Genomic DNA, 22,055 nt, shown 5'->3' on the forward strand with positions numbered 1-22,055 from the left:
GATCACAACCCCTGCCCTCCCAGTTCGCACAACGGTGATTCACCCTCGGCCAGGGCCAGCCGTACGCCGATCTTCGCCCGCACCGCCCGCAACTCGCCGATCAACGCGTCCAGCTCGTCCAGCTTGCGGCGGTAGACCGCAATAGAGGCAGGGCACTGGTCGCCCTCGGAGTGCCCGGCGCGCAGGCACTCCACGAAGGGCCGCGTCTCCTCCAGGTCGAACCCGAAGTCCTGCAGCGTCCGGATCTGCCGGAGCAGCTTCAGGTCGTCCTCGTCGTACGTCCGGTATCCGTTGCTCCCGCGCCGCGCGGGCAGCAGCCCCCGCGACTCGTAGTACCGCAGCGTCCGCGTCGTGGTCCCGGCCCGTGCAGCCAGCTCGCCGATTCGCATGCCCACGAACGTAGTCCTTGACGCCGACGTCAAGGCAACAGCGGTTTCCGCTGCACCGGGGAGGTGAGGACGATCGACGTCGTCGTGCGGCCCAGGGCGGAGACCGCTTCGAGGACCTCCTCCAGGTGGACCGTGTCCCGGACGGCGACCTTGAGGATCCAGCAGTCCTCGCCGACCACATGGTGCACCTCGGTGATCTCGGGACGCTCCATCAGCTCCAGGGTCCTGGGGTGCTTGAGGTTGTAGCCGCCGTGCGGGTTCACGCGGATGAACGCCTGGATGCCGTAGCCGAGGCGGGCCGGGGCGACATGGGCGCCGTAGCCGCTGATCACACCCGCCGCCTCCAGCCGCCGCACCCGCTCGGTGACCGCCGCCGGGCTGAGCCGGACCCGGCGGCCCAGCTCGCTGAGCTTGATCCGGCCGTCGGTCTGGAGGAGTTCCAGGATCTGCCGGTCCAGCGCGTCGAAGGCCACCGACGTTTCGTCGGCCGTCGTGCGCAGATGCCGAGGTTCTTTCGGCGCTGCGGCCGGAACTCCCATGCTTCCCCCTTCAGGACGTGCGGATACGCCGGGAGAATTATGGTCATGGAAAACGCCCGAGAGGTACTGGTCATCGGCGGGAGCCGCTATTTCGGCAAGCGGCTCGTCGCACGGTTGCTGGCCGCCGGGGACCGGGTGACGGTCCTCAACCGCGGCTCGTCGGCGCCTCCGCCCGGCGCGCTGCACCTCGTCGCCGACCGGAACGACGAGAAGTCCCTGACGGACGCGCTCGGTTCGCGCACCTTCGACGTCGTCGTCGACCAGGTCTGCTACACCCCACGGCAGGCGGCGCTCGCCCGCCGGGTCTTCGCCGGCCGCACCCGGCGGTATGTGATGACGTCCACGGTCGAGGTGTACGAGTACGAGGACTCGATCGCGCTCGTACGGGAAGACGCCGTCGACGCTCGCGAGATGCCCGTCGATCTCGAACTCCCCTGGGACGACCCGGAGTTCCTCGACCACCACTACGGCGAGGGCAAGCGGCAGGCCGAGGCCGTGTTCGCCGCCGCCCCTGAGTTCCCGTACGCGGCCGTCCGGGTGGCCCACGTGCTGGGCGGGGACGACGACTTCACGGGCAGGCTGGAGCATTACGCCTCCCGCATCCGGGCCGGTGAGCCGATCGCCGTGCCCGCCGCGAACCAGCCCGCCACCTATATCCACGTCGAGGAGATCGCCGACTTCCTGGTGTGGGCGGCCGGCGAGGACTTCACCGGTCCGGTGAACGCCGCCTCCCACGGCGTAGTGACCACCGATGAGCTGTGCAAGGCGGTGAGCGCGCGGCTGCCCGAGGGCGAGGTCGTCCTCCAGTGGGTGGAGGTCGGCGAGGTCTCGCCGCTCTCCTTCTTCCGCTCCTACGGCATGGACAACTCCCGGGCCACCCGCCTCGGTTTCACCTTCGGCGACGTACGGCAGTGGCTGCCGAAGGCGGTCGCGGAGACGCTGGGAAAGGGCGACTGACATGCGGTACCGCACACTCGGCGGCCTGCGCGTGAGCGCGGTCGGGCTCGGCGCCATGCCGCTGTCCATCGAGGGCCGCCCGGACGAGACACGCGCCCTGGCCACGGTGCACGCGGCGCTCGACGCGGGCGTGACGCTGCTGGACACGGCGGACTCCTATCACCTGCCCGGCGACGCACCCGGCCACAACGAGCAGCTGGTCGCCCGGGCCCTCGCGACATACGGCGGTGACAAGGCGGACGTGCTGGTGACCACGAAGGGCGGGCGCGGCCGCCCCGCCGACGCCACCTGGACGGTGACGGGCTCCAGGCGGCATCTGAAGTCCGCCGCCGAGGCTTCGCTGAAGCGGCTCGGGGTGGACGCGATCGGCCTCTATCAGCTGCACAAGCCGGACCCCTCGGTCCCTTTCGAGGAGTCCGTCGGCGCGCTGCGTGAACTGCTCGACGAGGGCAAGATCCGACTGGCGGGGGTATCCAACGCGGACGCGGGCCAGATCCGCCGGGCCCACGCGATCCTCGGGGACCGGCTGGTCTCGGTGCAGAACCAGTACTCGCCGGCCGTGCGCGACAGCGAGGCGGAGCTACGGCTCTGCGCCGAGCTGGGACTGGCGTTCCTGCCGTGGAGCCCCCTCGGCGGCATCTCCCGCAGCTCGCTGGACGGACCGTCCCGCCTGGAGGGGACTGACCGCTTCGGCGCGTTCCACGCCGTGGCGAGGGAGCGCGGGGTCAGTCCCCAACAGATCTGCCTGGCATGGCTGTTGGCCGCATCCCCCACGGTGATCCCGATCCCGGGCGCGAGCCGGCCGGAGACGATCAGGGACTCGGCGGCAGCGGCGGACTTGGTGCTGAGCGCGGAGGAGCTGGCCCGGCTGGACGCGGGTTAGGGCAACTGGCTCTGCCCTTTGGGGCAAGAGACCGTTCCGGAAAGGGCAATGGAACAGGCCGAGCGGCCAGGCTACGGGGGAGCACCTGGCCGCTCGGGGTAGGGGGAGCTTTCCGCTAGGCCTTCGCCAGCTCCTTCTCGCCGCCCTGCTCGGGCACCGTGTCCTGTGTGCCATGGCCGTCGTCCAGCAGGGTCTGCTCGTCGAACGGGGCGTGGCCGGCGAGGACCTGGTCGACGCGCTCCCGGTCGATCTCCTTGGTCCACGTACCGATCAGCACCGTGGCGACCGCGTTGCCCGCGAAGTTCGTCAGGGCGCGGGCCTCGCTCATGAAGCGGTCGATGCCGACGATGAGACCGATGCCGTCCACAAGGGCGGGCTTGTGCGACTGGAGGCCGCCCGCGAGGGTGGCGAGCCCGGCGCCGGTGACACCCGCCGCGCCCTTCGAGGCGACCAGCAGGAACAGCAGCAGCGGGATCTGCTCGCCGACCGACATCGGCGTACCCATGGCGTCGGCGATGAACAGGGACGCCATGGTCATGTAGATCATGGTGCCGTCGAGGTTGAAGGAGTAGCCGGTCGGGACGGTGATACCGACCACCGGCTTGCTGACACCCAGGTGCTCCATCTTCGCGATGAGCCGCGGCAGCGCGGACTCGGACGAGGAGGTGGACAGGATCAGCAGGAACTCACGGCCCAGGTACTTGAAGAGCGAGAGGATGTTCATGCCCGCCACCACTCGCAGCAGTGCGGCGAGCACGATGAAGACGAACAGGAAGCATGTGGTGTAGAAGCCGAGCATCAGCACGGCGAGACTCTTGAGCGCGTCGAGACCCGCGGAGCCGGTGACCGCGGCGATGGCACCGAAGGCACCGATCGGGGCGGCCCACATCACCATGGCGAGGACGCGGAAGACGAGGCGCTGGATGTGCTCGACGCCGCGCAGGATCGGTGCGCCGGTGTCCCCCATGGCCTGCAGCGCGAAGCCGACGAGGAGGGCGACGAGGAGGGTCTGCAGGACCTCGCCGCCGGTGAACGCGGAGACGATCGTGGTCGGGATGATGCCGAGCAGGAACTCCTCGGTGTTCTTTGCCTCGGTGACCTGTGCCTGACCGGTCTCCTTGACCGCGTCGGTGACCGCCAGGCCCGTACCCGGGTCGATGATGTTGCCGACGACCAGGCCGATGCCGAGCGCGACCAGCGACATCACCGTGAAGTAGGCGAGCGCGATGCCACCCACCGCGCCGACCTTCGCGGCCTTCCGTACCGAGCCGATGCCCAGCACGATGGTGCAGAAGATGATCGGCGAGATCATCATCTTGATCAGGTTCACGAAGCCGGTACCGATCGGCTTCAGCTCGACCGCGAAGTCGGGGGCGACCAGACCGACGGTGATGCCTGCGGCCACCGCGGCGATCACCGCGATGTAGAGGTAGTGGGTCCGGTCCCGTTTGGCTCGGGGTGCGGCAGGTGCCTTATCGGCTGCGCTGGTCACAGCGGCCTCCTTGACGTCGTCGTCGGCATCACCGGCGTGCGGCTCACGTCCGGGAGATTGCGGAGATTTATGGGGATCTGCCCGGGGGTGGTGCCCTGCGGACTGCCGTGACTATCTCCCGCCCTGTGAGGGCGGTCACCCTTCCGTTCATTTAGTTCATGCTTAACCCGGGGGGCACACTGACGACATGCACGTGCGCCTCCCGCTCCCCCGCAGCCTGGCCGGCCAGCTCTTCGCCGTGCAGGCCGTGCTGCTCACGGTCGTGGTCCTCGGGTATGCGCTGTTCACCTACGTCAGCGACCGCGACCAGGCCGAGGACGCGGCGCGGCGCCAGGCCATGGGGGTGGCCCGCTCGGTCGCCGACTCCCCCTCCGTGCGGGAGGCGATCCGCACCCCCGACCCCAGCGCCCGGCTCCAGCCGTACGCGCTGCAGGTCATAGAGGACGCCGACGTCGACTTCGTGACGATCATGAACACGAAGGGCATCCGCTGGACCCACCCCGACCCGGCCCAGATCGGCCAGCCGTTCCTCGGTCACATCGCCCGTGCGCTGCGGGGCGAGTCCTTCACCGAGACCTACACGGGCACGCTCGGTCCGTCGGTGCGGGCGGTCACCCCGGTCGAGGACGGCGGGAAGGTCGTCGGACTGGTCAGCGCCGGCATCAAGGTCGAGGCGATCAGCAAGCGGGTCCAGGGCCAGCTGACCGCGCTCATCGGTGTCGCGGCCGGCGCGCTCGCCCTGGGCGCGGTCGGCACGTACGTCGTCAATGCCCGGCTGCGCCGCCACACCCACGGCATGAACGCGGCCGAGCTGAGCAACATGCACGACTACCACCAGGCCGCCCTGCACGCCGTACGCGAAGGTCTGCTGATGCTCGACGGGCAGTACCGCGTCGCGCTGATCAACGACGGGGCGCGGGAGCTGCTCGGGGTGAGCGAGGAGGTGATCGGCCGCTCGGTCGCCGAGCTGGGACTGCCCGCGCCGCTCACCGGCGCGCTGCTCGCGTCGGAGCCCCGGGTGGACGAGGTGCATCTGACCGCCGACCGGGTGCTCGTGGTGAACACCTCACCGGTGTCGGGCGGGGAGCGCCGCGGAACCGTGGTGACCTTGCGCGACGTCACCGAACTCCAGTCCCTCATGGGCGAGTTGAACTCCGAACGCGGCTTCACCCAGGCGCTGCGCTCGCAGGCCCACGAGGCGGCGAACCGGCTCCACACGGTGGTCTCGCTGATCGAGCTGGGCCGCGCGCAGCAGGCCGTGGACTTCGCGACGGCCGAGCTGGAGCTGGCGCAGGCGCTGACCGACCAGGTGGTGGCCGCGGTGAGCGAGCCGGTCCTCGCGGCCCTGCTGCTCGGCAAGACGGCCCAGGCGAACGAGCGGGGCGTGGAGCTGGTGGTGTCGGAGGACAGCCGCATGGACGACGGGCTGCTCCCTGAGTCCCTGCCCGCGCGGGACCTGGTGACCATCCTGGGCAACCTGATCGACAACGCGGTGGACGCGGCGCAGGGCAGCGTGCGGGCGCGGGTGACGGTGACGGCGTACACGGAAGGCGGCTCGGAGCTGGTGCTGCGGGTGTCCGACACGGGTGCGGGCGTCGATCCCGCGCACGCGGAGGAGGTCTTCCAGCGCGGCTACTCGACCAAGCCGGCGGGGCCGGGCGGGCGGGGTCTCGGCCTGGCCCTGGTACGGCAGGCGGTCACCCGGCACCAGGGAGAGCTGACGGTGACGGAGGCGGCCGGGGGCGGCGCCCGGTTCCAGGTGCGGTTGCCGTTGAATAGCCCGGTGTCCGAGCGTGCGGTGACGGGAGGTGTCGGATGACAGCGGCCCAGCAGCCCATCCGAGTCCTGGTCGTGGAGGACGACCCGGTCGCCGCCGACGCGCACGTCATGTACGTCGGCCGCGTCCCCGGCTTCGTCGCGGTCGGCAAGGCGCACACCGGTGCGGAGGCGCGGCGCGCGCTGGACCGTATGCCGGTGGATCTGCTGCTCCTCGACCTGCACCTGCCGGATGTGCACGGGCTGCAGCTGGCCCGCTCACTGCGGGCGGCCGGTCATCACGCGGACGTGATAGCGGTGACGTCGGCACGGGATCTGACGGTCGTCCGCGAGGGCGTCTCGCTGGGCGTCGTGCAGTACGTCCTCAAGCCCTTCACCTTCGCCACCCTGCGGGACCGGCTCGTGAGATACGCCGAGTTCCACGCGGCGGCGGGCGAGGCGAGCGGCCAGGACGAGGTCGACCGCGCCCTGGCGACCCTGCGCGCCCCGAGCCCGGCCGCCCTGCCGAAGGGGCTGAGCGCCCCCACACTGGAGCGGGTCTCGGTGGTCCTGCGCGACTGCGCCGACGGCCTGACGGCGACCGGCGTCGCGGAGGAGGTGGGCATCTCCCGCATCACCGCCCGCCGCTACCTGGAACACCTGGTGGACGCGGGAAGGGCGGCCCGGAGCCCGCAGTACGGAACCGTCGGGCGACCGGAGTTGCAGTACCGCTGGGTGAAGGGCCAGTAAGCGGCTCTGATCGAGTCCGGTGCTGCAAGCGCCCCGTAAGGGGCGCGGGGAACTGCGCGACCAGCCCCCACCGGCCCGAGGACTCTCACCGCGCCCCCAGCGGAGCGTTACCGCAAGGTCATTGACCTGACTAGACCACTCCTCTTACGTTCACCTCGCAGCCATCCCGGCGCCACGACGAAGTGAGCCCGTAGGAGGTCATGCCCGTGCGCCCCACCGCCGTTCTGCCCGCCCTCGTAGCCACCGCCCTCGCCGCCGCCTCTCTCACCGCCTGCGGCGGTGGATCCGGCAGTGACCCCGACACCGTGAAGGTGTCCTTCAAGCAGTCCACCGACAACAACATCAAGGTGCTGGACACGTTCCTCGGGGACATCAAGAAGCAGTTCGAGAAGGAGAACCCCGGCAAGAAGGTCGAGCTCATCCCGATCAAGGCCCCGGACGCGGAGTACTACACCAAGGTCCAGCAGATGCTCCGCTCCCCCAAGACGGCCCCCGACCTGGTCTATGAGGACACCTTCCTCATCAACTCCGACATCATCAGCGGGTACCTGAAACCCCTGGACGACTATCTCGCCAAGTGGCCGGACTGGAACCAGTTCATCGACACGGCGAAGGCCGCGGCCCGGGGCGAGGACGGGAAGACGTACGGCGTCCCGGACGGTACCGACACCCGCGGACTCTGGTTCGACAAGGCGATCTTCGCGAAGGCCGGCCTGCCCGCGAACTGGCAGCCGAAGACCTGGGACGACGTCCTCGAAGCGGCCCGCACCATCAAGGAGAAGGTCCCCGGCGTCACCCCGCTCAACGTCTACACGGGCAAGCCCGTCGGCGAGGCCGCGACGATGCAGGGCTTCGAGATGCTGCTGTACGGCACGAACGACGGCACGTCCGATCCGCTGTACGACGAGTCGTCGAAGAAGTGGATCGCGGGCAGCCAGGGTTTCAAGGACGCGCTGGCGTTCGTGGAGACCGTCTACAAGGAGAAGCTCGGCCCGGACGTCGCCGACGCCCTCGACCCGAACTTCCCCACCCGCGTCCGCGGCGAACTGCTTCCCGAGGGCAAGCTCGGCATCAACCTCGACGGCTCCTGGCTTCCGCAGGACTGGCTGGAGGGCAGCGGGCACGAGTGGCCCGAGTGGTCGGAGAAGCTCGGACTCGCCGCCATGCCCACGCAGAACGGTCAGGCACCCGGCAAGGTCAGCATGTCCGGCGGCTGGACCTGGGCCATCCCGGACAAGGCGGCCAACCCCGATCTCGCCTTCCAGTTCATCGAGACGATGCAGACCAAGGCGAACGCCAAGAAGTGGTACATCGCCAACTCCGGTATCGCCGTACGCAAGGACGTCGCCGCCGACCCCGAGTACGTCAAGGCGCAGCCCGGCATCAAGTTCTTCACCGACCTCGTCTCCAGCACGCACTACCGGCCCGCCTTCAAGGCGTATCCGCAGGTGTCCACCGCCGTCCAGGAGGCGATGGAGGGCGTGACCACGGGGGACATGTCTGTGGAGGAGGCGGCGAGCGGGTACGACGAGGCACTCAAGGCGGCCACCGACGACCAGGTCGTCGAGAAGTGAACGGCGGCGACCGCACATGACAGCCGCCGCACCGCACGCGGGCCCGGAGACCGCCAAGTCCCCTCCGGGCCCGCCGGGTTCACCCCCCGCGCCACCGGGCAACCAGCTACGCCGGACCCTGACCCGTGCCCTCCCCGTCTCCCCCGCCCTCGTCCTGCTGGTCCTCTTCCTCGCGGGCCCGATCGCCTACTGCGCCTACATCGCCTTCACCGACCTCCAGCTCACCGGACAGGCCGAGTCGTCGTTCGTCGGGTTCGAGAACTTCCGCAAGGCGTTCCAGGACGAGGCGTTCCTCAACGCCGTATGGCTGACGCTGGTGTTCACGGTGCTGTCGTCACTGGTCGGCCAGAACACGCTGGGGCTGGCGCTGGCGGCGCTGATGCAACGCGCCTCCAAACCCGTCCGCACCCTGGTCGGCGGCATCGTGATCACGGCGTGGGTGCTGCCGGAGGTGGTCGCCGGCTTTCTGCTGTACGCGTTCTTCCGCCGCGAGGGCACGCTGAACGCCATCCTGGACTGGCTCCATCTCCCCTCCCAGAACTGGCTGTTCACGCTGCCGATCCTCGCGGTGTCCTTCGCGAACGTATGGCGCGGCACGGCGTTCTCGATGCTGGTCTACTCGGCCGCGCTGAACGAGATCCCCAAAGAGATCACCGAGGCCGCCGAGGTGGACGGCGCGAGCGGCTGGCGCCGTATGTGGCACATCACGCTGCCGATGATCCGCCGTTCGATCGGCACGAACCTGATGCTCAACACCCTCCAGACGCTGTCCGTCTTCGGCCTGATCTGGGTGATGACCCGGGGCGGGCCGGGCGGCAAGAGCCAGACGCTCCCGCTGTTCATGTACGAGCAGGCCTTCCAGAACAGCCTGATCGGCTACGGCACCGCGGTCGCCCTGCTCCTGCTGCTGGTCGGCTCCGCCTTCTCCCTCGTGTACATGCGCCTGCTGCGGACGGAGGTCTGACGCCATGGCACTCACGCTCACATCCCGCCGCAAGCGGCACAAGCTGGCCGCCGACGCGGGTCTGCTGGTGGTCGCCGCGGCCTTCTGCCTGCCGCTGGCCTGGGTGGTCCTGTCCGCCGTGGACCCAGACGCGAACCTTCAGGTGAAGGCCCCCGACGGCCTCACCTTCGACAACTTCGACGCGATCCTGACCCAGGACATCACCTTCACACCGCTGCTGAACAGCCTGATCCTGTGCGGCGGCGCGACCCTGCTGACGGTGGTCTGCGCGGCACTGGCCGCGTACCCCTTGTCCCGCTTCCGCTCCCGCCTGAACCGCCCCTTCCTGCTGACGATCCTCTTCGCGACGAGCCTGCCGATCACGGCGATCATGGTGCCGGTGTACGCGCTGTTCGTGCAGGTCGATCTGATCGACACCATGCAGGGCACGATCTTCTTCTTCGCCGCCTCCCAACTCCCTTTCGCCATCTGGCTGATGAAGAACTTCATGGATGGCGTGCCGAAGGAGCTGGAGGAGGCGGCGTGGACGGACGGGGCGTCGTCCTTCCAGTCGCTGATCCGGATCGTGCTGCCGCTGATGGGGCCCGGGGTGTCGGTGGTGACCGTGTTCTCGTTCGTGATGATGTGGGGGAACTTCTTCGTCCCCTTCATGCTGCTGCTCACGCCGGACCAGATGCCGGCGGCGGTGAGCATCAACGAGTTCTTCGGCAACCGTGGGACGGTCGTGTACGGGCAGCTGGCGGCGTTCTCGATCGTCTACTCGACGCCGGTGATCCTGCTGTACGTACTGGTCGCCCGCCGGCTGGGGGGCGGGTTCGCGCTGGGCGGGGCGGTCAAGGGGTGAGGGGTTCGGTTTGCGCCGCGGGCTTTCCCCCGCACATGCCCGACAGATGTGCGATCCGTGCGGTGCGTGGGGAAGCGAGCCACCGGACCCGCCGTCACGAAGTGCCGGACCGGCGGCACGGGGCAAGGCGCGCGCATATGCCCCTCTACCTTGCCATTCCCAAGGCGACCGCCCGCATCCGGGGCGACCGGAGGACCGTACCGGCACCTCACCGGGCACCCTTCGGCCACCTCGACAGTTTCGGACACCTGACCGAAACCGTACGTTCCTACAATCCGTGATCCTGGCCGAACAGACCGTAGTCACCGCAGCGTCGCGCCCCTAACTTGTGGCGCGTGCGCCGACCCCCCGCTCTGCCGAACCAGCCCGGTCCTCCCTTCAACGCCACCGCCGCCCAAAGACTCCGTGCCGCCCTCGGCATGGGCCCCGAACATGTCGCCCGCGACTTGCAGGCCTCGTACGGCATGCCGTACGCCACCCCGGATCTCGTCATCGCCTGGGAACACGGCACCCTCTCCCCCACCAGCTCCGAACTCAGCGCGCTCGCGGGCGTGTTGTGGTGCTCGCAGGGTGAGCTGATCGGGCAGCCGCGGACCCTGCGCGAGCACCGCATCGCCCGTGGGATCGCGCCCGACGACGTCGCCCGTACCCTCGGCCTTGAACTCGCGGCGTATCTGCGGATGGAGGAGACCGGCGACTGGCGCGGCACCGACCGTCAAGCCGCCGTCCTCGCCTCCCTGCTCGACCTGTCCATCCCCGACTTCGCCACCGTCACCGGCCGCGACCCGAAGCTCGCCGAGCTGCTGCGCAGCGCGGTGACGACACGCTGGCAGGCGTACGTCCGGCCGGTCGCGAAGCTGCTGCCCCTGGACCGGCGGCTCCTGGAGGTCACGCTCCAGGAGCTGTACGACGACTATCAGGGGCGGATGGTCGCCACGCTCAGCTGGGGCGGCGGCAGCGACGGCTCGGACCGGTACGGCCGCGAGTTCCTCGACCGGATCCTCGACCTCTTCTGGACCAGGGTCGGTGATCGCTCGCCGGGCGTGTGAAGGGTGTCTAGAACACCGACTCCGCCTCGTCCATACGGTCCTTGGGCACCGTCTTCAGCTCGGTCACCGCTTCCGCCAGCGGCACCATCTTGATGTCCGTGCCGCGCAGCGCGGTCATCTTGCCGAACTCGCCCCGGTGCGCGGCCTCGACCGCGTGCCAGCCGAAGCGGGTGGCGAGGACGCGGTCGTACGCGGTCGGTACGCCGCCACGCTGGACGTGGCCGAGGATGACCGGCTTGGCCTCCTTGCCGAGCCGCCGCTCCAGCTCGTACGCCAGCGCCGTACCGATGCCCTGGAAGCGCTCGTGGCCGAACTGGTCGATGGCGCCCTTGCCGTAGTCCATGCTGCCCTCGGCGGGGTGGGCGCCCTCGGCCACGCACAGGACCGCGAACTTCTTCCCGCGGGCGAAGCGCTCCTCGACCATCTTGACCAGGTCGCCCGGGTCGAAGGCCCGCTCGGGCAGGCAGATGCCGTGGGCGCCGGCGGCCATGCCGGACTCCAGCGCGATCCAGCCGGCGTGCCGGCCCATGACCTCGACGACCATGACGCGCTGGTGCGACTCGGCGGTGGTCTTGAGGCGGTCCATCGCCTCCGTGGCCACGCCCACCGCCGTGTCGAAGCCGAAGGTGCGGTCCGTGGACGAGATGTCGTTGTCGATCGTCTTCGGTACGCCGACGACCGGCAGGCCCACATCCGACAGCATGCGTGCCGCCGTCAGCGTGCCCTCGCCGCCGATCGGGATGAGCGCGTCGATGCCGAACTCGCGCATCTCGTCCTCGGCCCCCTCACAGGCCTCGCGCAGTCGGTCGCGCTGGAGGCGGGAGGAGCCGAGGATGGTGCCACCGCGGGCGAGGATGCCGCTGACCGCGTCCAGGTCGAGGTTGCGGAAGCGGCCGTCGAGCAGTCCCGCGTAACCGTCCTCGAAACCGATCACCTCGTCGCCGTAGTGCGCGACCGCTCGGTGCACGACCGACCGGATCACGGCGTTCAGGCCGGGGCAGTCGCCGCCTGCGGTGAGAACTCCGATACGCATCGTGCTGTGTCTCCTGCTCGCTGTTGACACCGGTGAGCCAGTCCGATTGTTTCACGTCGCCCAGGGGGACCCGACTTCCCCAAAGCCGGCGGGCGCCTTATCCACCGACAAGGGTATTGTCAAGAGGGTTCTGCTCACCCCGGTGGGCGATTTTTGTGAGCCATAAAACAGGCCAAAACACACCCCAGCAGACGAAACGGAGAGCACGCGTGACGCGCAGCGTGTACGTGACCGGTATCGACCGCGGCGACGGCCGCCAGGTCGTCGAGCTGGGGGTCATGGAACTGCTGACCCGGCAGGTCGACCGGGTGGGCGTCTTCCGCCCCCTCGTCCACGACGGACCGGACCGGCTGTTCGAGCTGCTGCGCGCCCGGTACCGGCTCTCGCAGGACCCGGCGACGGTCTACGGCATGGACTACCACGAGGCGTCCGCGCTCCAGGCCGAGCAGGGAGCCGACGAGCTGGTCTCCACCCTCGTCGACCGCTTCCATCTCGTCGCCCGGGACTACGACGTCGTCCTCGTCCTCGGCACCGACTACGCCGACACCCAGTTCCCGGACGAGCTGTCCCTCAACGCCCGGTTGGCGAACGAGTTCGGCGCGTCCGTGATCCCGGTGGTCGGCGGCCGGGGGCAGAGCGCCGAGTCCGTGCTCGCCGAGACCCGCAACGCCTACCGCGCCTACGACGGCCTCGGCTGCGACGTCCTCGCCATGGTCACCAACCGGGTCGCCCGCGAGGACCGTGACGGCATCGCCGAACGGCTCACCGACCGGCTGCCGGTGCCCTGCTACGTCGTGCCGGACGAGCCCGCCCTCTCCGCGCCGACCGTCGCCCAGATCAGTCACGCCCTCGGTGCCAAGGTGGTGCTCGGCGACGACTCCGGGCTCGCCCGTGACGCGCTCGACTTCGTCTTCGGCGGCGCGATGCTGCCCAACTTCCTGAGCGCCCTGACCCCGGGCTGCCTGGTCGTCACGCCGGGCGACCGCGCCGACCTGGTCGTCGGCTCGCTCGCCGCGCACAGCGCCGGCACCCCGCCCATAGCCGGCGTACTCCTGACGCTCAACGAAGTGCCCAGCGACGAGATCCTCACCCTCGCCGCCCGCCTCGCCCCCGGAACCCCGGTCCTCTCGGTCTCCGGCAACAGTTTCCCGACCGCCGCCGAACTCTTCGGTTTGGAAGGGAAGTTGAACGCGGCCACCCCGCGCAAGGCGGAGACCGCGCTCGGCCTGTTCGAGCGGTACGCCGACACCGGCGACCTGCTGAAGCGGGTCAGCGCCCCCAGCAGCGACCGCGTCACCCCCATGATGTTCGAGCACAAGCTCCTCGAACAGGCCCGCTCCGACATGCGCCGCGTCGTCCTCCCGGAGGGCACCGAGCCCCGCGTCCTGCACGCCGCCGAGGTGCTGCTGCGCCGCGGCGTCTGCGACCTCACCCTCCTCGGCCCGGTCGACCAGATCCGCAAGAAGGCCGCCGACCTCGGCATCGACCTCGGCGACTCCCAGCTGATCGACCCGGCCACCAGCGAACTGCGCGACGGCTTCGCCGAGCAGTACGCGGCCCTGCGCGCCCACAAGGGCGTGACGGTGGAGCTGGCGTACGACGTGGTCTCCGACGTGAACTACTTCGGCACGCTGATGGTGCAGGAGGGCCTGGCCGACGGCATGGTGTCCGGCTCGGTCCACTCCACGGCGGCCACGATCCGCCCCGGCTTCGAGATCATCAAGACCAAGCCGGACGCGTCGATCGTCTCCTCCGTCTTCTTCATGTGCCTCGCCGACAAGGTCCTCGTCTACGGCGACTGCGCAGTCAACCCCGACCCGAACGCCGAGCAGCTCGCCGACATCGCCATCCAGTCCGCCGCGACCGCCCAGCAGTTCGGCGTGGAGCCGCGGATCGCGATGCTGTCGTACTCGACCGGTACGTCCGGCTCGGGCGCCGACGTCGACAAGGTGCGCGAGGCGACCGAGCTGGTACGGGAGAGGCGTCCCGACCTGAAGATCGAGGGGCCGATCCAGTACGACGCCGCCGTGGAGCCGACCGTCGCCCGCACCAAGCTGCCGGAGTCCGAAGTCGCCGGTCAGGCCAGCGTGTTGATCTTCCCCGACCTGAACACCGGCAACAACACCTACAAGGCCGTGCAGCGTTCGGCCGGCACGATCGCCGTCGGCCCGGTCCTCCAGGGTCTGCGCAAGCCGGTCAACGACCTCTCCCGCGGTGCCCTCGTCCAGGACATCGTCAACACCGTCGCCATCACGGCGATCCAGGCCCAGACCCCCAGCGAGAAGGCAACCGCACAGTGAGCTCGACGCGTGTCCTCGTCCTCAACTCCGGCTCCTCGTCGGTGAAGTACCAGCTGCTCGACATGCGCGACGGCAGCCGGCTGGCGGTGGGCCTGGTCGAGCGGATCGGTGAGGAGACGTCGCGGCTCAAGCACACCCCCCTCGCGACCGGCGAGTCCCGTGAGTGGACCGGCCCGATGGCCGACCACGAGGCCGCGCTGAAGGCCGTATCGGAAGAACTGGCGAAGGACGGGCTCGGCCTCGACTCGCCGGAGCTGGCCGCGATCGGCCACCGGGTGGTGCACGGCGGGAAGCTCTTCACCGAGCCGACCGTGATCGACGACGCCGTCCTCGCCGAGATCGAGCGGCTGATCCCGGTCGCCCCGCTGCACAACCCCGCCAACCTCACCGGCATCCGCACCGCCCAGGCGCTGCGCCCCGACCTGCCCCAGGTCGCCGTCTTCGACACCGCGTTCCACACGACGATGCCGGAGTCGGCGGCGCGCTACGCGATCGACGTGAAGACCGCCGACGAGCACCGGATCCGCCGGTACGGCTTCCACGGGACGTCGCACGCGTACGTCTCCCGGGCGACCGCGAAGCTGCTGGGCAAGGACCCTTCCGAGGTCAATGTGATCGTCCTGCACCTCGGAAACGGGGCGTCCGCCTCGGCGGTCGAGGGCGGTCGATGTGTCGACACCTCCATGGGGCTGACGCCTTTGGAGGGGCTGGTGATGGGTACGCGGTCCGGGGACATGGATCCTGCCGTCATCTTCCATTTGATGCGTGTTGGCGGAATGTCCACGGACGAGATCGACACTCTTCTCAACAAGAAGAGTGGGCTGATCGGTCTGTGCGGGGACAACGACATGCGGGAGATCCGCCGCCGGATCGACGAAGGTGACGAACAGGCGAAGCTGGCCTTCGACATCTACATTCACCGGCTGAAGAAGTACATCGGCGCCTATTACGCCGTACTCGGACGGGTGGACGCGGTCGCCTTCACAGCGGGAGTCGGGGAAAACGCGAGCCCGGTGCGGGAAGCTGCCGTGGCGGGCCTGGAGGCGCTGGGACTGGCCGTCGACAGCGAGCTGAACGCCGTACGGAGTGACGAGCCGCGGCTGATCTCGCCGGAGTCCGCGCGGGTCGCCGTAGCCGTGGTGCCGACCGATGAGGAACTGGAGATTGCGACACAGACGTACGCGCTCGTAAACGATTCTCGGAATCTCACCTGAGCGGCATCCCGCCCCTTTGCACTTTCCGCCAGACGGAATATTCCGCAGCGAAACAAACCGATAGGATCGCCCCCATGCGCCGTTCGAAAATCGTCTGTACTCTCGGCCCCGCGGTCGACTCCCATGAACAACTCGTCGCGCTGATCGAAGCCGGCATGAATGTGGCCCGCTTCAACTTCAGCCACGGCACCCACGCCGAGCACCAGGGCCGGTACGACCGTGTCCGCGCCGCGTCCAAGGAGACCGGCCGCGCGATCGGCGTCCTCGCCGACCTGCAGGGCCCCAAGATCCGGCTGGAGACCTTCGCCGAGGGCCCGGTGGAGCTGGAGCGCGGTGACGAGTTCGTCATCACCACCGAGGACGTCCCGGGCGACAAGCAGATCTGCGGGACGACCTACAAGGGCCTGCCCGGTGACGTCTCCCGCGGCGACCAGATCCTGATCAACGACGGCAACGTCGAGCTGAAGGTGCTGGACATCGAGGGCCCGCGGGTCAAGAGCATCGTCATCGAGGGCGGTGTCGTCTCCGACCACAAGGGCATCAACCTGCCCGGCGCGGCCGTCAACGTCCCGGCGCTGTCCGACAAGGACGTCGATGACCTCCGCTTCGCCCTCCGCATGGGCTGCGACATGGTCGCCCTGTCCTTCGTGCGGGACGCCAAGGACGTCGAGGACGTCCACAAGGTGATGGACGAGGAGGGCCGCCGGGTCCCCGTCATCGCCAAGGTGGAGAAGCCGCAGGCGGTGGAGAACATGGAGGGCGTCGTGATGGCGTTCGACGCCGTCATGGTGGCCCGCGGTGACCTGGCCGTCGAGTACCCGCTCGAGAAGGTCCCGATGGTGCAGAAGCGCCTGATCGAGCTGTGCCGGCGCAACGCCAAGCCGGTGATCGTGGCGACCCAGATGATGGAGTCGATGATCACCAACTCCCGCCCGACCCGCGCCGAGGCCTCCGACGTGGCCAACGCGATCCTGGACGGCGCGGACGCGGTGATGCTGTCCGCCGAGTCCTCGGTCGGCGCCTACCCGATCGAGACGGTCAAGACGATGTCGAAGATCGTCGTCGCGGCCGAGCAGGAGCTGATGTCGAAGGGCCTCCAGCCGCTCGTCCCCGGCAAGAAGCCGCGCACGCAGGGCGGTTCGGTCGCCCGCGCCGCCTGCGAGATCGCCGACTTCCTCGGCGGCAGGGGCCTGATCGCCTTCACCCAGTCCGGCGACACGGCCCGCCGCCTGTGCCGCTACCGGGCCTCCCAGCCGATCCTCGCCTTCACCACGGACGAGTCCACCCGCAACCAGCTCACCCTCAGCTGGGGCGTCGAGTCCCACGTCGTCCCCTTCGTCAACAGCACCGACGAGATGGTCGACCTGGTCGACGGCGAGGTCCTGAAGCTGGGCCGCTTCAACGCCGGCGACACTCTGATCATCACCGCGGGGTCGCCTCCTGGGGTGCCGGGGACGACGAACATGGTGCGGGTGCATCACTTGGGCGGGGCGGCTAAGTAACGCGGGTGCCCTGCAAGGGGCTTGAGAGGGCGCCTCTTGGGTCAGGGGCGCCCTCGTGGTGTCACGGCCTCGGCCACCGCCTGGAGGACGGCAGACGCCAGGGCGTAGAAGTTCTCCCGATAGAAGCCCAGGCGGATGTTGAACGGCTCCTCCGAGAAGAGGCCACCGCGCTCGAGGAACATGGTGGGCGCGGCGGTCAACGCGCTGTGCACCATGTGGAGTTCCTCGATGGTGAGGCGGAAGTCGCGTGACTCCGTGTGCCGTCCGGCCAGGCGTTCCACAAGGGCCTCGACCGGCTCCCGACCCGCGCCGACCAACCGGGTCAGCTCCGTGTCACCGTAGTACCCCCCGCTGCTCAGCTTCAGCTGTGTTCTCAAGTGTCTCTCCCTTGTAAGCGGTCAACACGACTGTGCCCCTGCCGGGTCGAAACCCGGCAGGGGCACAGCCTTTTGCGGCTCCCGGAGAGGACTCAAGAGGGTGGCGCTTCGGCCGGTCCCGGCGTTCAGTCCTGCCAGCTGTGCAGGCCGGGGACGGTCAGGTCGCCGCCGAACTGGCCGGCCTGCACGACCTTCACGTTGGTGAAGATGATGAGCGGGATGTTCAGCGGCGGCGGATGCTCCGGGTCGAAGGTGAGCGGGATCAGACCGAGCAGGTTGCCGGAGATGCTCTCGGTGTACATCACCGTCTTGCCGCCGGTGATCGTGGACGTCGAGCCCTTGGCCGCCTGCACGTGGTAGGTCTTGCCGGACTGCTTGTCCTTGACCGTCTGGTGCAGGTCGCCGATGTCGGTGCCGTCTGAGATGACGTACTTCAGCACCTTCTTCTTGGTGCCGTTGGCGGTCCTCACCTCGACGATGCCCTGGTAGTCCGCACCCCTCAGGGTCAACGAACTGGCGTCCAGGTACCAGGGGTCGTCGGGCAGCGGCACCGTGTTGTCGACGCCGCCCTCCTCGTCCGTGGCGACCGGACAGCCGTCGGCGTCCGGGGTGGCGCTCGCGGACGGGCTCGGGGTGGCCGACTCGGTGGCCTGCCCGGCCGCTTCGGCCGCCTCCTTGACCGCCTCCTGCTTCTCCTCGGCCGCCTTCGACGCCGTGTCGGTCGTGTCCTTCACGGTGTCCTCGACCGTGTCGGTGACCTTCTCGGTGGTCTCCTTGACGGCGTCGGACGACGAGGACTTGGCGCTCTCGGAGGCGGACGCCGACGGGGTGGCGGACGGTGACGGGCTCGCGCTCGCCGACGCGTCCTGACCGCCGGTGAAGATGTCGGAGATCGCGTCGCCGATGTCCTCCAGCAGGCCGCCGCCGCTCTCCGACGGCGAGGGGCTCGGCGTGGCGGCGTCGCCGCCCGACTCCGAGTCGCCCGAGCCGCTCGCGGAGGCCGACGGCGTCGGCGTGGGCTCGTCGTCGGAACCTGAATCCGACGAAGAGTCCTTGCCGCCCGAGGAGTTGCCCTGCGAGGAGTTGCCCTCCGTGGAGTCCGAGGTCCCGGTGTCCCCGGTCGAGGACTCCGACGGCGACGGCTCCGCCTCCTCGGACTCGCTCGCCGAGGCGGACGGCGACGGGCTAGCGCTCGCCGACGCCTCGTCCTCGAGGGCCGCGACACATTCCTTGTACTCGTCCGCCGTGAGGCTCTTGGACGTCGGCTGGTCCTCGGCGAGTGCCAGCTTCGGTGTGAACCCCATCCCCATGAGGACCGCCGTAGGCATCGCCGCCAGGGCTATCGCCTTCCCGGCCGGCATCTGGAACCTGGTGAACAGCGGCTTCTTGGGTGCCGCATGGCGCGGCCCGGTTCTCACACGGGACTTGTCCACCTCAGTCCCGTGGGTCACCTCGTCAGCCGGCACTGTGCCTCCCGTTCGCCCCGTTCGCCGGGCTCGTTCCTGACAGGTCGATCGGCTCACCCAGCGGATCGGCGCTCGGACCGGTCAGGCCCTCGGGCGCGTCGCCCTCGCCCTTCCCGGTCTCCTCCGCCTCCGGCGCCGGCGGCTCACCCGGCACCCAGGCCACTGCCATCGCGCCGCCGACCATCGCCAGCAGGAAGCCGATGAGGAAGCCACCAATGTTGGACACCGGGATGGAGACCAGGGCCAGCAGGATCGCCGCTACGCCCGCGAAGGTGCGTACGTGCTTCTGAAACCAGAGGCTGATGCCGAGCACGACGAGCAGCACGCCGATGATCAGGGACCCGGCGCCCGCGGTGGTCGCCATCGCCAGCGTCAGATGCCCGATCTTCAGATTGGCGTACGGGAAGTAAGCGATAGGGATTCCGCCGAGGAGGACGAACAGCCCGGCCCAGAACGGCCGGGTGCCCCGCCAGGCGCGGAACTGCAGCCTCCGGCGGCTGAACTGGCCGGTGGCGGCAGGAGTCTCGGCGCTCATGGAAAACAGCTCCCTGGTGCGGCTTTGCTGTGGTGGTGAGTTGTACTGGGTGTGAAGATTCCGCTTCTACGGTGACGGGCGGGGGCGCCATCGGCTCCCCCGCCCGTCATGGAGTGCTTAGTAGCACTCCTTGACACCCGTCGACAGCGACATCTTCAGGCCGCTGAGCTTGAAGGTTCCGGCAGTGGTCGCCCACGCCGTCTGCTTCACGTCGGTCAGCGTGGCCTCGTCGGCCTGCTGCGCGAACCCGAACGGGTTCGATGTCTCGTTCTCCTTCATGCCAGGACCCTTTTTGGCGTCCTTGGCGGCAACGCCGATGTCGATGTTCTTGAAGACGGCGTTCGCCTCAAGCTCCTCGACGTCGATGTACAGGTTCTCGGCCTTGACCGGCGTACCGCCGCCGCCCGCCTTCAGCGTCAGGCTGACGGAACCGAGCAGCGGGATGTTCGGCGTGACCACGGACTGGCACATGTTCGTGATCGAGGCCGTCTTGAAGGCCGAGACCGCGACAGGGTGAGCCGTGTTCTTGCCGTCGAGGGTGGTCCCCGCGTCAATGGCCCCGTACTGGGAGAAGCCTTTGCCGACGAGCTTGTCGGCCGTGACCTTGAACGACTGCCCCGACACGCTGAACGACGCGGCGAGGGCGCCCTGCGCGAGAGCGATACCTATACACGCCGTGGCGGCGACGCTGGGCACCATCACCACAGCGAACCGCTTCCATCTGGTCCCGCCACGCACCTGGGACTCCATATTTCCTCCTTCTCGGACGTACATCTCCTGGCCCTGGCTGCGCCTGTCGAGTCGACGGCCCAGCCGGGCAGGGATGGGAGAAGTGCTACGTCCTCGGGAAGGGGAGCGCCCGCGCCCGGAAGCGCGAAACGCGCCTCGATCACCGGCGATCACCCCCGAGCGACAACCACTGGTCGCGCCTGACACGCATCACGCACAACCTTGCTGGACAGGCTTCGCCGGTAAGCGAAGACCCCCCTGCCCAAGAGCCGGCGCCACTGCCGCCGGCTCTACTCGGTGGGGACCCTTGACTCCCGTCGACCCAACCGGCTGTCGGGGTACGGGAATGGACCGAGCGTCGCCGATCGTGGTGCATTCTCGCCGCCCGCACAAGGGGGTTCGTTACTCACTAGTAACGGCCGGATAACCGAACAACGACCCTCGGGTCTCGGGTGGCAACGCTGGGTGGATCCTGGGGGATGGACAAAGCCGTTGATCGTTGGACAGATTCCGACAGATCAACGGCTCCGACTTACTCGCAGTAACAGCGGCCGCGATTACCAAGATTTGGTAAAGCGCGGCCGCACTGGTCCCCTGTCGGCGAATCTTTCACTCGGGCATCACATGCCCCGGCGTTTAGCGACTGGTCAGAACAGGGCCCTCGCCCCGGTCAGAACAGGGCGCGCGCCAGCGCCCTGCGCGCCGCGACGACTCGCGGATCCTCGGCGCCGACCACCTCGAAGAGTTCGAGCAGCCGCACCCGTACGCCCTCCCGCTCCTCGCCCGCCGTGCGCTGCACGGTGTCGATGAGCCGTCCGAACGCGTCCTCGACATGACCGCCCACCAGATCCAGGTCGGCGGCGGCGACCTGCGCCCGCACATCACCCGGCTTGTCGGCGGCGTCCTTGCGCACCTGCGCCGGGTCGAGCCCCTGCACCCGCTGGAGCAACTCGGCCTGGGCGAGGCCGAGTTTGGCCTCCATGTTGCCCGGGTCGTCGCTCAGCACGTTCTTGTACGCCTGTACGGCACCGCCCAAGTCGCCCGCGTCCAGGGCCTGTACGGCGGCTTCCAGCAGGGCGTCGTACGGCCCCGCCGGTACCGCGGGAGCCTGCTGCTGTTCGGCGGCGCCGGGGTCGGCCTCGGGGTCGACGGCCAGGCCGGTGAGGCCGAACCGCTGCTCGGCGACCTGCACGAGCTGGTCGAGCGTCTGCCTGATCTGCGCCTCGCCGGCGGCCCCCTGGAAGAGCGGCAGCGCCTGTCCCGCCACCACGGCGAAGACGGCGGGAATCCCCTGGATCCCGAACTGCTGCATCAGCATCTGATTGGCGTCGACGTCGATCTTGGCAAGGACGAAGCGCCCGTTGTACTCGACGGCCAGCCGCTCCAGGACCGGGCTCAGCTGCTTGCAGGGCTCACACCACTCGGCCCAGAAGTCGATGACGACCGGTACCTCGGTGGACCGCTGGAGGACATCGCGCTCGAATCCGGCCTCGTCGACATCGATGACGAGGTCGGCCGGGGAGACGGCTCCTCCCCCGCCGCCCTGCCGGGCCGCTTCGGCGCGCGCCTGCTCCGCCTTCGCCTTGGCCTCCTGGGCCGCCTTCACCGCGGCGAGGTCGACGACTCCGCTCATGGACATGTTCCGTGGCTGCATGCGTCTATCCTCCCCCGTTCTCGCGTGTGTGTGAAAAGCGTTGAGAAAG

Annotated in this window: 20 protein-coding genes; 11 read left to right on the forward strand and 9 right to left on the reverse strand. The window is 69.1% G+C overall.

The window, feature by feature from the left end; genetic code table 11:
• Positions 1–2: 2 nt before the first annotated feature.
• Entirely contained in the window at positions 3–389 is a 387-nt protein-coding gene (locus tag OG828_RS16560; RefSeq protein WP_328371906.1) for a MerR family transcriptional regulator, read from the reverse strand.
• 29 nt (positions 390–418) lie between these two features.
• Positions 419–928, reverse strand: a complete 510-nt coding sequence (locus OG828_RS16565; protein ID WP_328438487.1) for an Lrp/AsnC family transcriptional regulator — start codon at positions 926–928, stop codon at positions 419–421.
• A gap of 45 nt (positions 929–973) precedes the next feature.
• On the opposite strand from OG828_RS16565, the gene OG828_RS16570 reads away from it, so the two are divergent.
• Positions 974–1,885, forward strand: a complete 912-nt coding sequence (locus OG828_RS16570; RefSeq protein ID WP_328501578.1) for an NAD-dependent epimerase/dehydratase family protein — start codon at positions 974–976, stop codon at positions 1,883–1,885.
• A 1-nt stretch (position 1,886) separates the two neighbouring features.
• Positions 1,887–2,768 carry an aldo/keto reductase gene (locus tag OG828_RS16575; protein ID WP_328501579.1) on the forward strand — a complete coding sequence of 294 codons (882 nt, stop codon included), beginning with the start codon at positions 1,887–1,889 and terminating at the stop codon, positions 2,766–2,768.
• A 115-nt stretch (positions 2,769–2,883) separates the two neighbouring features.
• On the opposite strand, the gene OG828_RS16580 is transcribed toward OG828_RS16575, so the two are convergent.
• A complete protein-coding gene (locus OG828_RS16580) occupies positions 2,884–4,260 on the reverse strand; it encodes a cation:dicarboxylate symporter family transporter (RefSeq protein WP_328356685.1) in 1,377 nt (458 codons plus the stop codon).
• 187 nt (positions 4,261–4,447) lie between these two features.
• Between OG828_RS16580 and OG828_RS16585 the strand changes: the two genes are divergently transcribed.
• From OG828_RS16585 to OG828_RS16610, 6 genes are all read left to right on the forward strand, one after another.
• Positions 4,448–6,079, forward strand: a complete 1,632-nt coding sequence (locus tag OG828_RS16585) for a sensor histidine kinase (RefSeq protein WP_328501580.1) — start codon at positions 4,448–4,450, stop codon at positions 6,077–6,079.
• Positions 6,076–6,765, forward strand: coding sequence for a response regulator (locus OG828_RS16590; RefSeq protein ID WP_328356692.1), 690 nt, complete (start codon positions 6,076–6,078; stop codon positions 6,763–6,765). Before OG828_RS16585 ends, OG828_RS16590 begins: the two co-directional genes overlap by 4 nt.
• A 200-nt stretch (positions 6,766–6,965) precedes the next feature.
• On the forward strand, positions 6,966–8,339 hold the full coding sequence (locus OG828_RS16595) for an extracellular solute-binding protein (protein ID WP_328501581.1): 1,374 nt from the start codon (positions 6,966–6,968) through the stop codon (positions 8,337–8,339).
• Positions 8,340–8,355: 16 nt separating this feature from the next.
• Positions 8,356–9,303: a carbohydrate ABC transporter permease gene (locus OG828_RS16600; RefSeq protein WP_328356698.1), complete on the forward strand. Its 948-nt coding sequence runs from the start codon at positions 8,356–8,358 to the stop codon at positions 9,301–9,303.
• 4 nt (positions 9,304–9,307) lie between these two features.
• Positions 9,308–10,147 carry a carbohydrate ABC transporter permease gene (locus OG828_RS16605; protein WP_328501582.1) on the forward strand — a complete coding sequence of 280 codons (840 nt, stop codon included), beginning with the start codon at positions 9,308–9,310 and terminating at the stop codon, positions 10,145–10,147.
• Positions 10,148–10,482: 335 nt separating this feature from the next.
• Positions 10,483–11,196, forward strand: coding sequence for an XRE family transcriptional regulator (locus OG828_RS16610; RefSeq protein WP_328356704.1), 714 nt, complete (start codon positions 10,483–10,485; stop codon positions 11,194–11,196).
• A gap of 7 nt (positions 11,197–11,203) precedes the next feature.
• Here the strand turns inward: OG828_RS16610 and OG828_RS16615 are convergent, their stop codons facing one another.
• Entirely contained in the window at positions 11,204–12,229 is a 1,026-nt protein-coding gene (locus OG828_RS16615; RefSeq protein ID WP_328356707.1) for an ATP-dependent 6-phosphofructokinase, read from the reverse strand.
• A gap of 209 nt (positions 12,230–12,438) precedes the next feature.
• On the opposite strand from OG828_RS16615, the gene pta reads away from it, so the two are divergent.
• From pta to pyk, 3 genes are all read left to right on the forward strand, one after another.
• On the forward strand, positions 12,439–14,529 hold the full coding sequence (gene pta, locus OG828_RS16620) for a phosphate acetyltransferase (RefSeq protein ID WP_328501583.1): 2,091 nt from the start codon (positions 12,439–12,441) through the stop codon (positions 14,527–14,529).
• A complete protein-coding gene (locus OG828_RS16625) occupies positions 14,526–15,743 on the forward strand; it encodes an acetate kinase (RefSeq protein WP_328438495.1) in 1,218 nt (405 codons plus the stop codon). The genes pta and OG828_RS16625 overlap by 4 nt, the downstream gene beginning before the upstream one ends.
• Before the next feature lie 74 nt (positions 15,744–15,817).
• A complete protein-coding gene (gene pyk, locus OG828_RS16630) occupies positions 15,818–17,245 on the forward strand; it encodes a pyruvate kinase (RefSeq protein ID WP_328356716.1) in 1,428 nt (475 codons plus the stop codon).
• A 41-nt stretch (positions 17,246–17,286) separates the two neighbouring features.
• On the opposite strand, the gene OG828_RS16635 is transcribed toward pyk, so the two are convergent.
• From OG828_RS16635 to OG828_RS16655, 5 genes are all read right to left on the reverse strand, one after another.
• Positions 17,287–17,622: a hypothetical protein gene (locus tag OG828_RS16635; protein WP_328501584.1), complete on the reverse strand. Its 336-nt coding sequence runs from the start codon at positions 17,620–17,622 to the stop codon at positions 17,287–17,289.
• A gap of 125 nt (positions 17,623–17,747) precedes the next feature.
• Positions 17,748–19,088: a hypothetical protein gene (locus OG828_RS16640; RefSeq protein ID WP_328501585.1), complete on the reverse strand. Its 1,341-nt coding sequence runs from the start codon at positions 19,086–19,088 to the stop codon at positions 17,748–17,750.
• On the reverse strand, positions 19,078–19,623 hold the full coding sequence (locus OG828_RS16645; protein ID WP_210581651.1) for a DUF6114 domain-containing protein: 546 nt from the start codon (positions 19,621–19,623) through the stop codon (positions 19,078–19,080). The genes OG828_RS16640 and OG828_RS16645 overlap by 11 nt, the downstream gene beginning before the upstream one ends.
• 117 nt (positions 19,624–19,740) lie before the next feature.
• Complete coding sequence (locus OG828_RS16650) at positions 19,741–20,373, reverse strand: DUF6230 family protein (RefSeq protein WP_328501586.1); 633 nt, start codon at positions 20,371–20,373, stop codon at positions 19,741–19,743.
• 649 nt (positions 20,374–21,022) lie between these two features.
• Positions 21,023–22,006: a tetratricopeptide repeat protein gene (locus OG828_RS16655; RefSeq protein ID WP_328501587.1), complete on the reverse strand. Its 984-nt coding sequence runs from the start codon at positions 22,004–22,006 to the stop codon at positions 21,023–21,025.
• Positions 22,007–22,055 lie beyond the last annotated feature (49 nt).

This window comes from Streptomyces sp. NBC_00457 (assembly GCF_036014015.1).
Taxonomy (GTDB): Bacteria; Actinomycetota; Actinomycetes; order Streptomycetales; family Streptomycetaceae; genus Streptomyces.

Bases quoted from the DNA above. Each gene is read 5' to 3' on its own strand.
- OG828_RS16560 (WP_328371906.1), bottom strand. From the start codon at position 389: ATGCGAATCGGCGAGCTGGCTGCACGGGCCGGGACCACGACGCGGACG.
- OG828_RS16565 (WP_328438487.1), bottom strand. From the start codon at position 928: ATGGGAGTTCCGGCCGCAGCGCCGAAAGAACCTCGGCATCTGCGCACG.
- OG828_RS16570 (WP_328501578.1), top strand. From the start codon at position 974: ATGGAAAACGCCCGAGAGGTACTGGTCATCGGCGGGAGCCGCTATTTC.
- OG828_RS16575 (WP_328501579.1), top strand. From the start codon at position 1,887: ATGCGGTACCGCACACTCGGCGGCCTGCGCGTGAGCGCGGTCGGGCTC.
- OG828_RS16585 (WP_328501580.1), top strand. From the start codon at position 4,448: ATGCACGTGCGCCTCCCGCTCCCCCGCAGCCTGGCCGGCCAGCTCTTC.
- OG828_RS16590 (WP_328356692.1), top strand. From the start codon at position 6,076: ATGACAGCGGCCCAGCAGCCCATCCGAGTCCTGGTCGTGGAGGACGAC.
- OG828_RS16595 (WP_328501581.1), top strand. From the start codon at position 6,966: ATGCCCGTGCGCCCCACCGCCGTTCTGCCCGCCCTCGTAGCCACCGCC.
- OG828_RS16600 (WP_328356698.1), top strand. From the start codon at position 8,356: ATGACAGCCGCCGCACCGCACGCGGGCCCGGAGACCGCCAAGTCCCCT.
- OG828_RS16605 (WP_328501582.1), top strand. From the start codon at position 9,308: ATGGCACTCACGCTCACATCCCGCCGCAAGCGGCACAAGCTGGCCGCC.
- OG828_RS16615 (WP_328356707.1), bottom strand. From the start codon at position 12,229: ATGCGTATCGGAGTTCTCACCGCAGGCGGCGACTGCCCCGGCCTGAAC.
- pyk (WP_328356716.1), top strand. From the start codon at position 15,818: ATGCGCCGTTCGAAAATCGTCTGTACTCTCGGCCCCGCGGTCGACTCC.
- OG828_RS16645 (WP_210581651.1), bottom strand. From the start codon at position 19,623: ATGAGCGCCGAGACTCCTGCCGCCACCGGCCAGTTCAGCCGCCGGAGG.
- OG828_RS16650 (WP_328501586.1), bottom strand. From the start codon at position 20,373: ATGGAGTCCCAGGTGCGTGGCGGGACCAGATGGAAGCGGTTCGCTGTG.
- OG828_RS16655 (WP_328501587.1), bottom strand. From the start codon at position 22,006: ATGCAGCCACGGAACATGTCCATGAGCGGAGTCGTCGACCTCGCCGCG.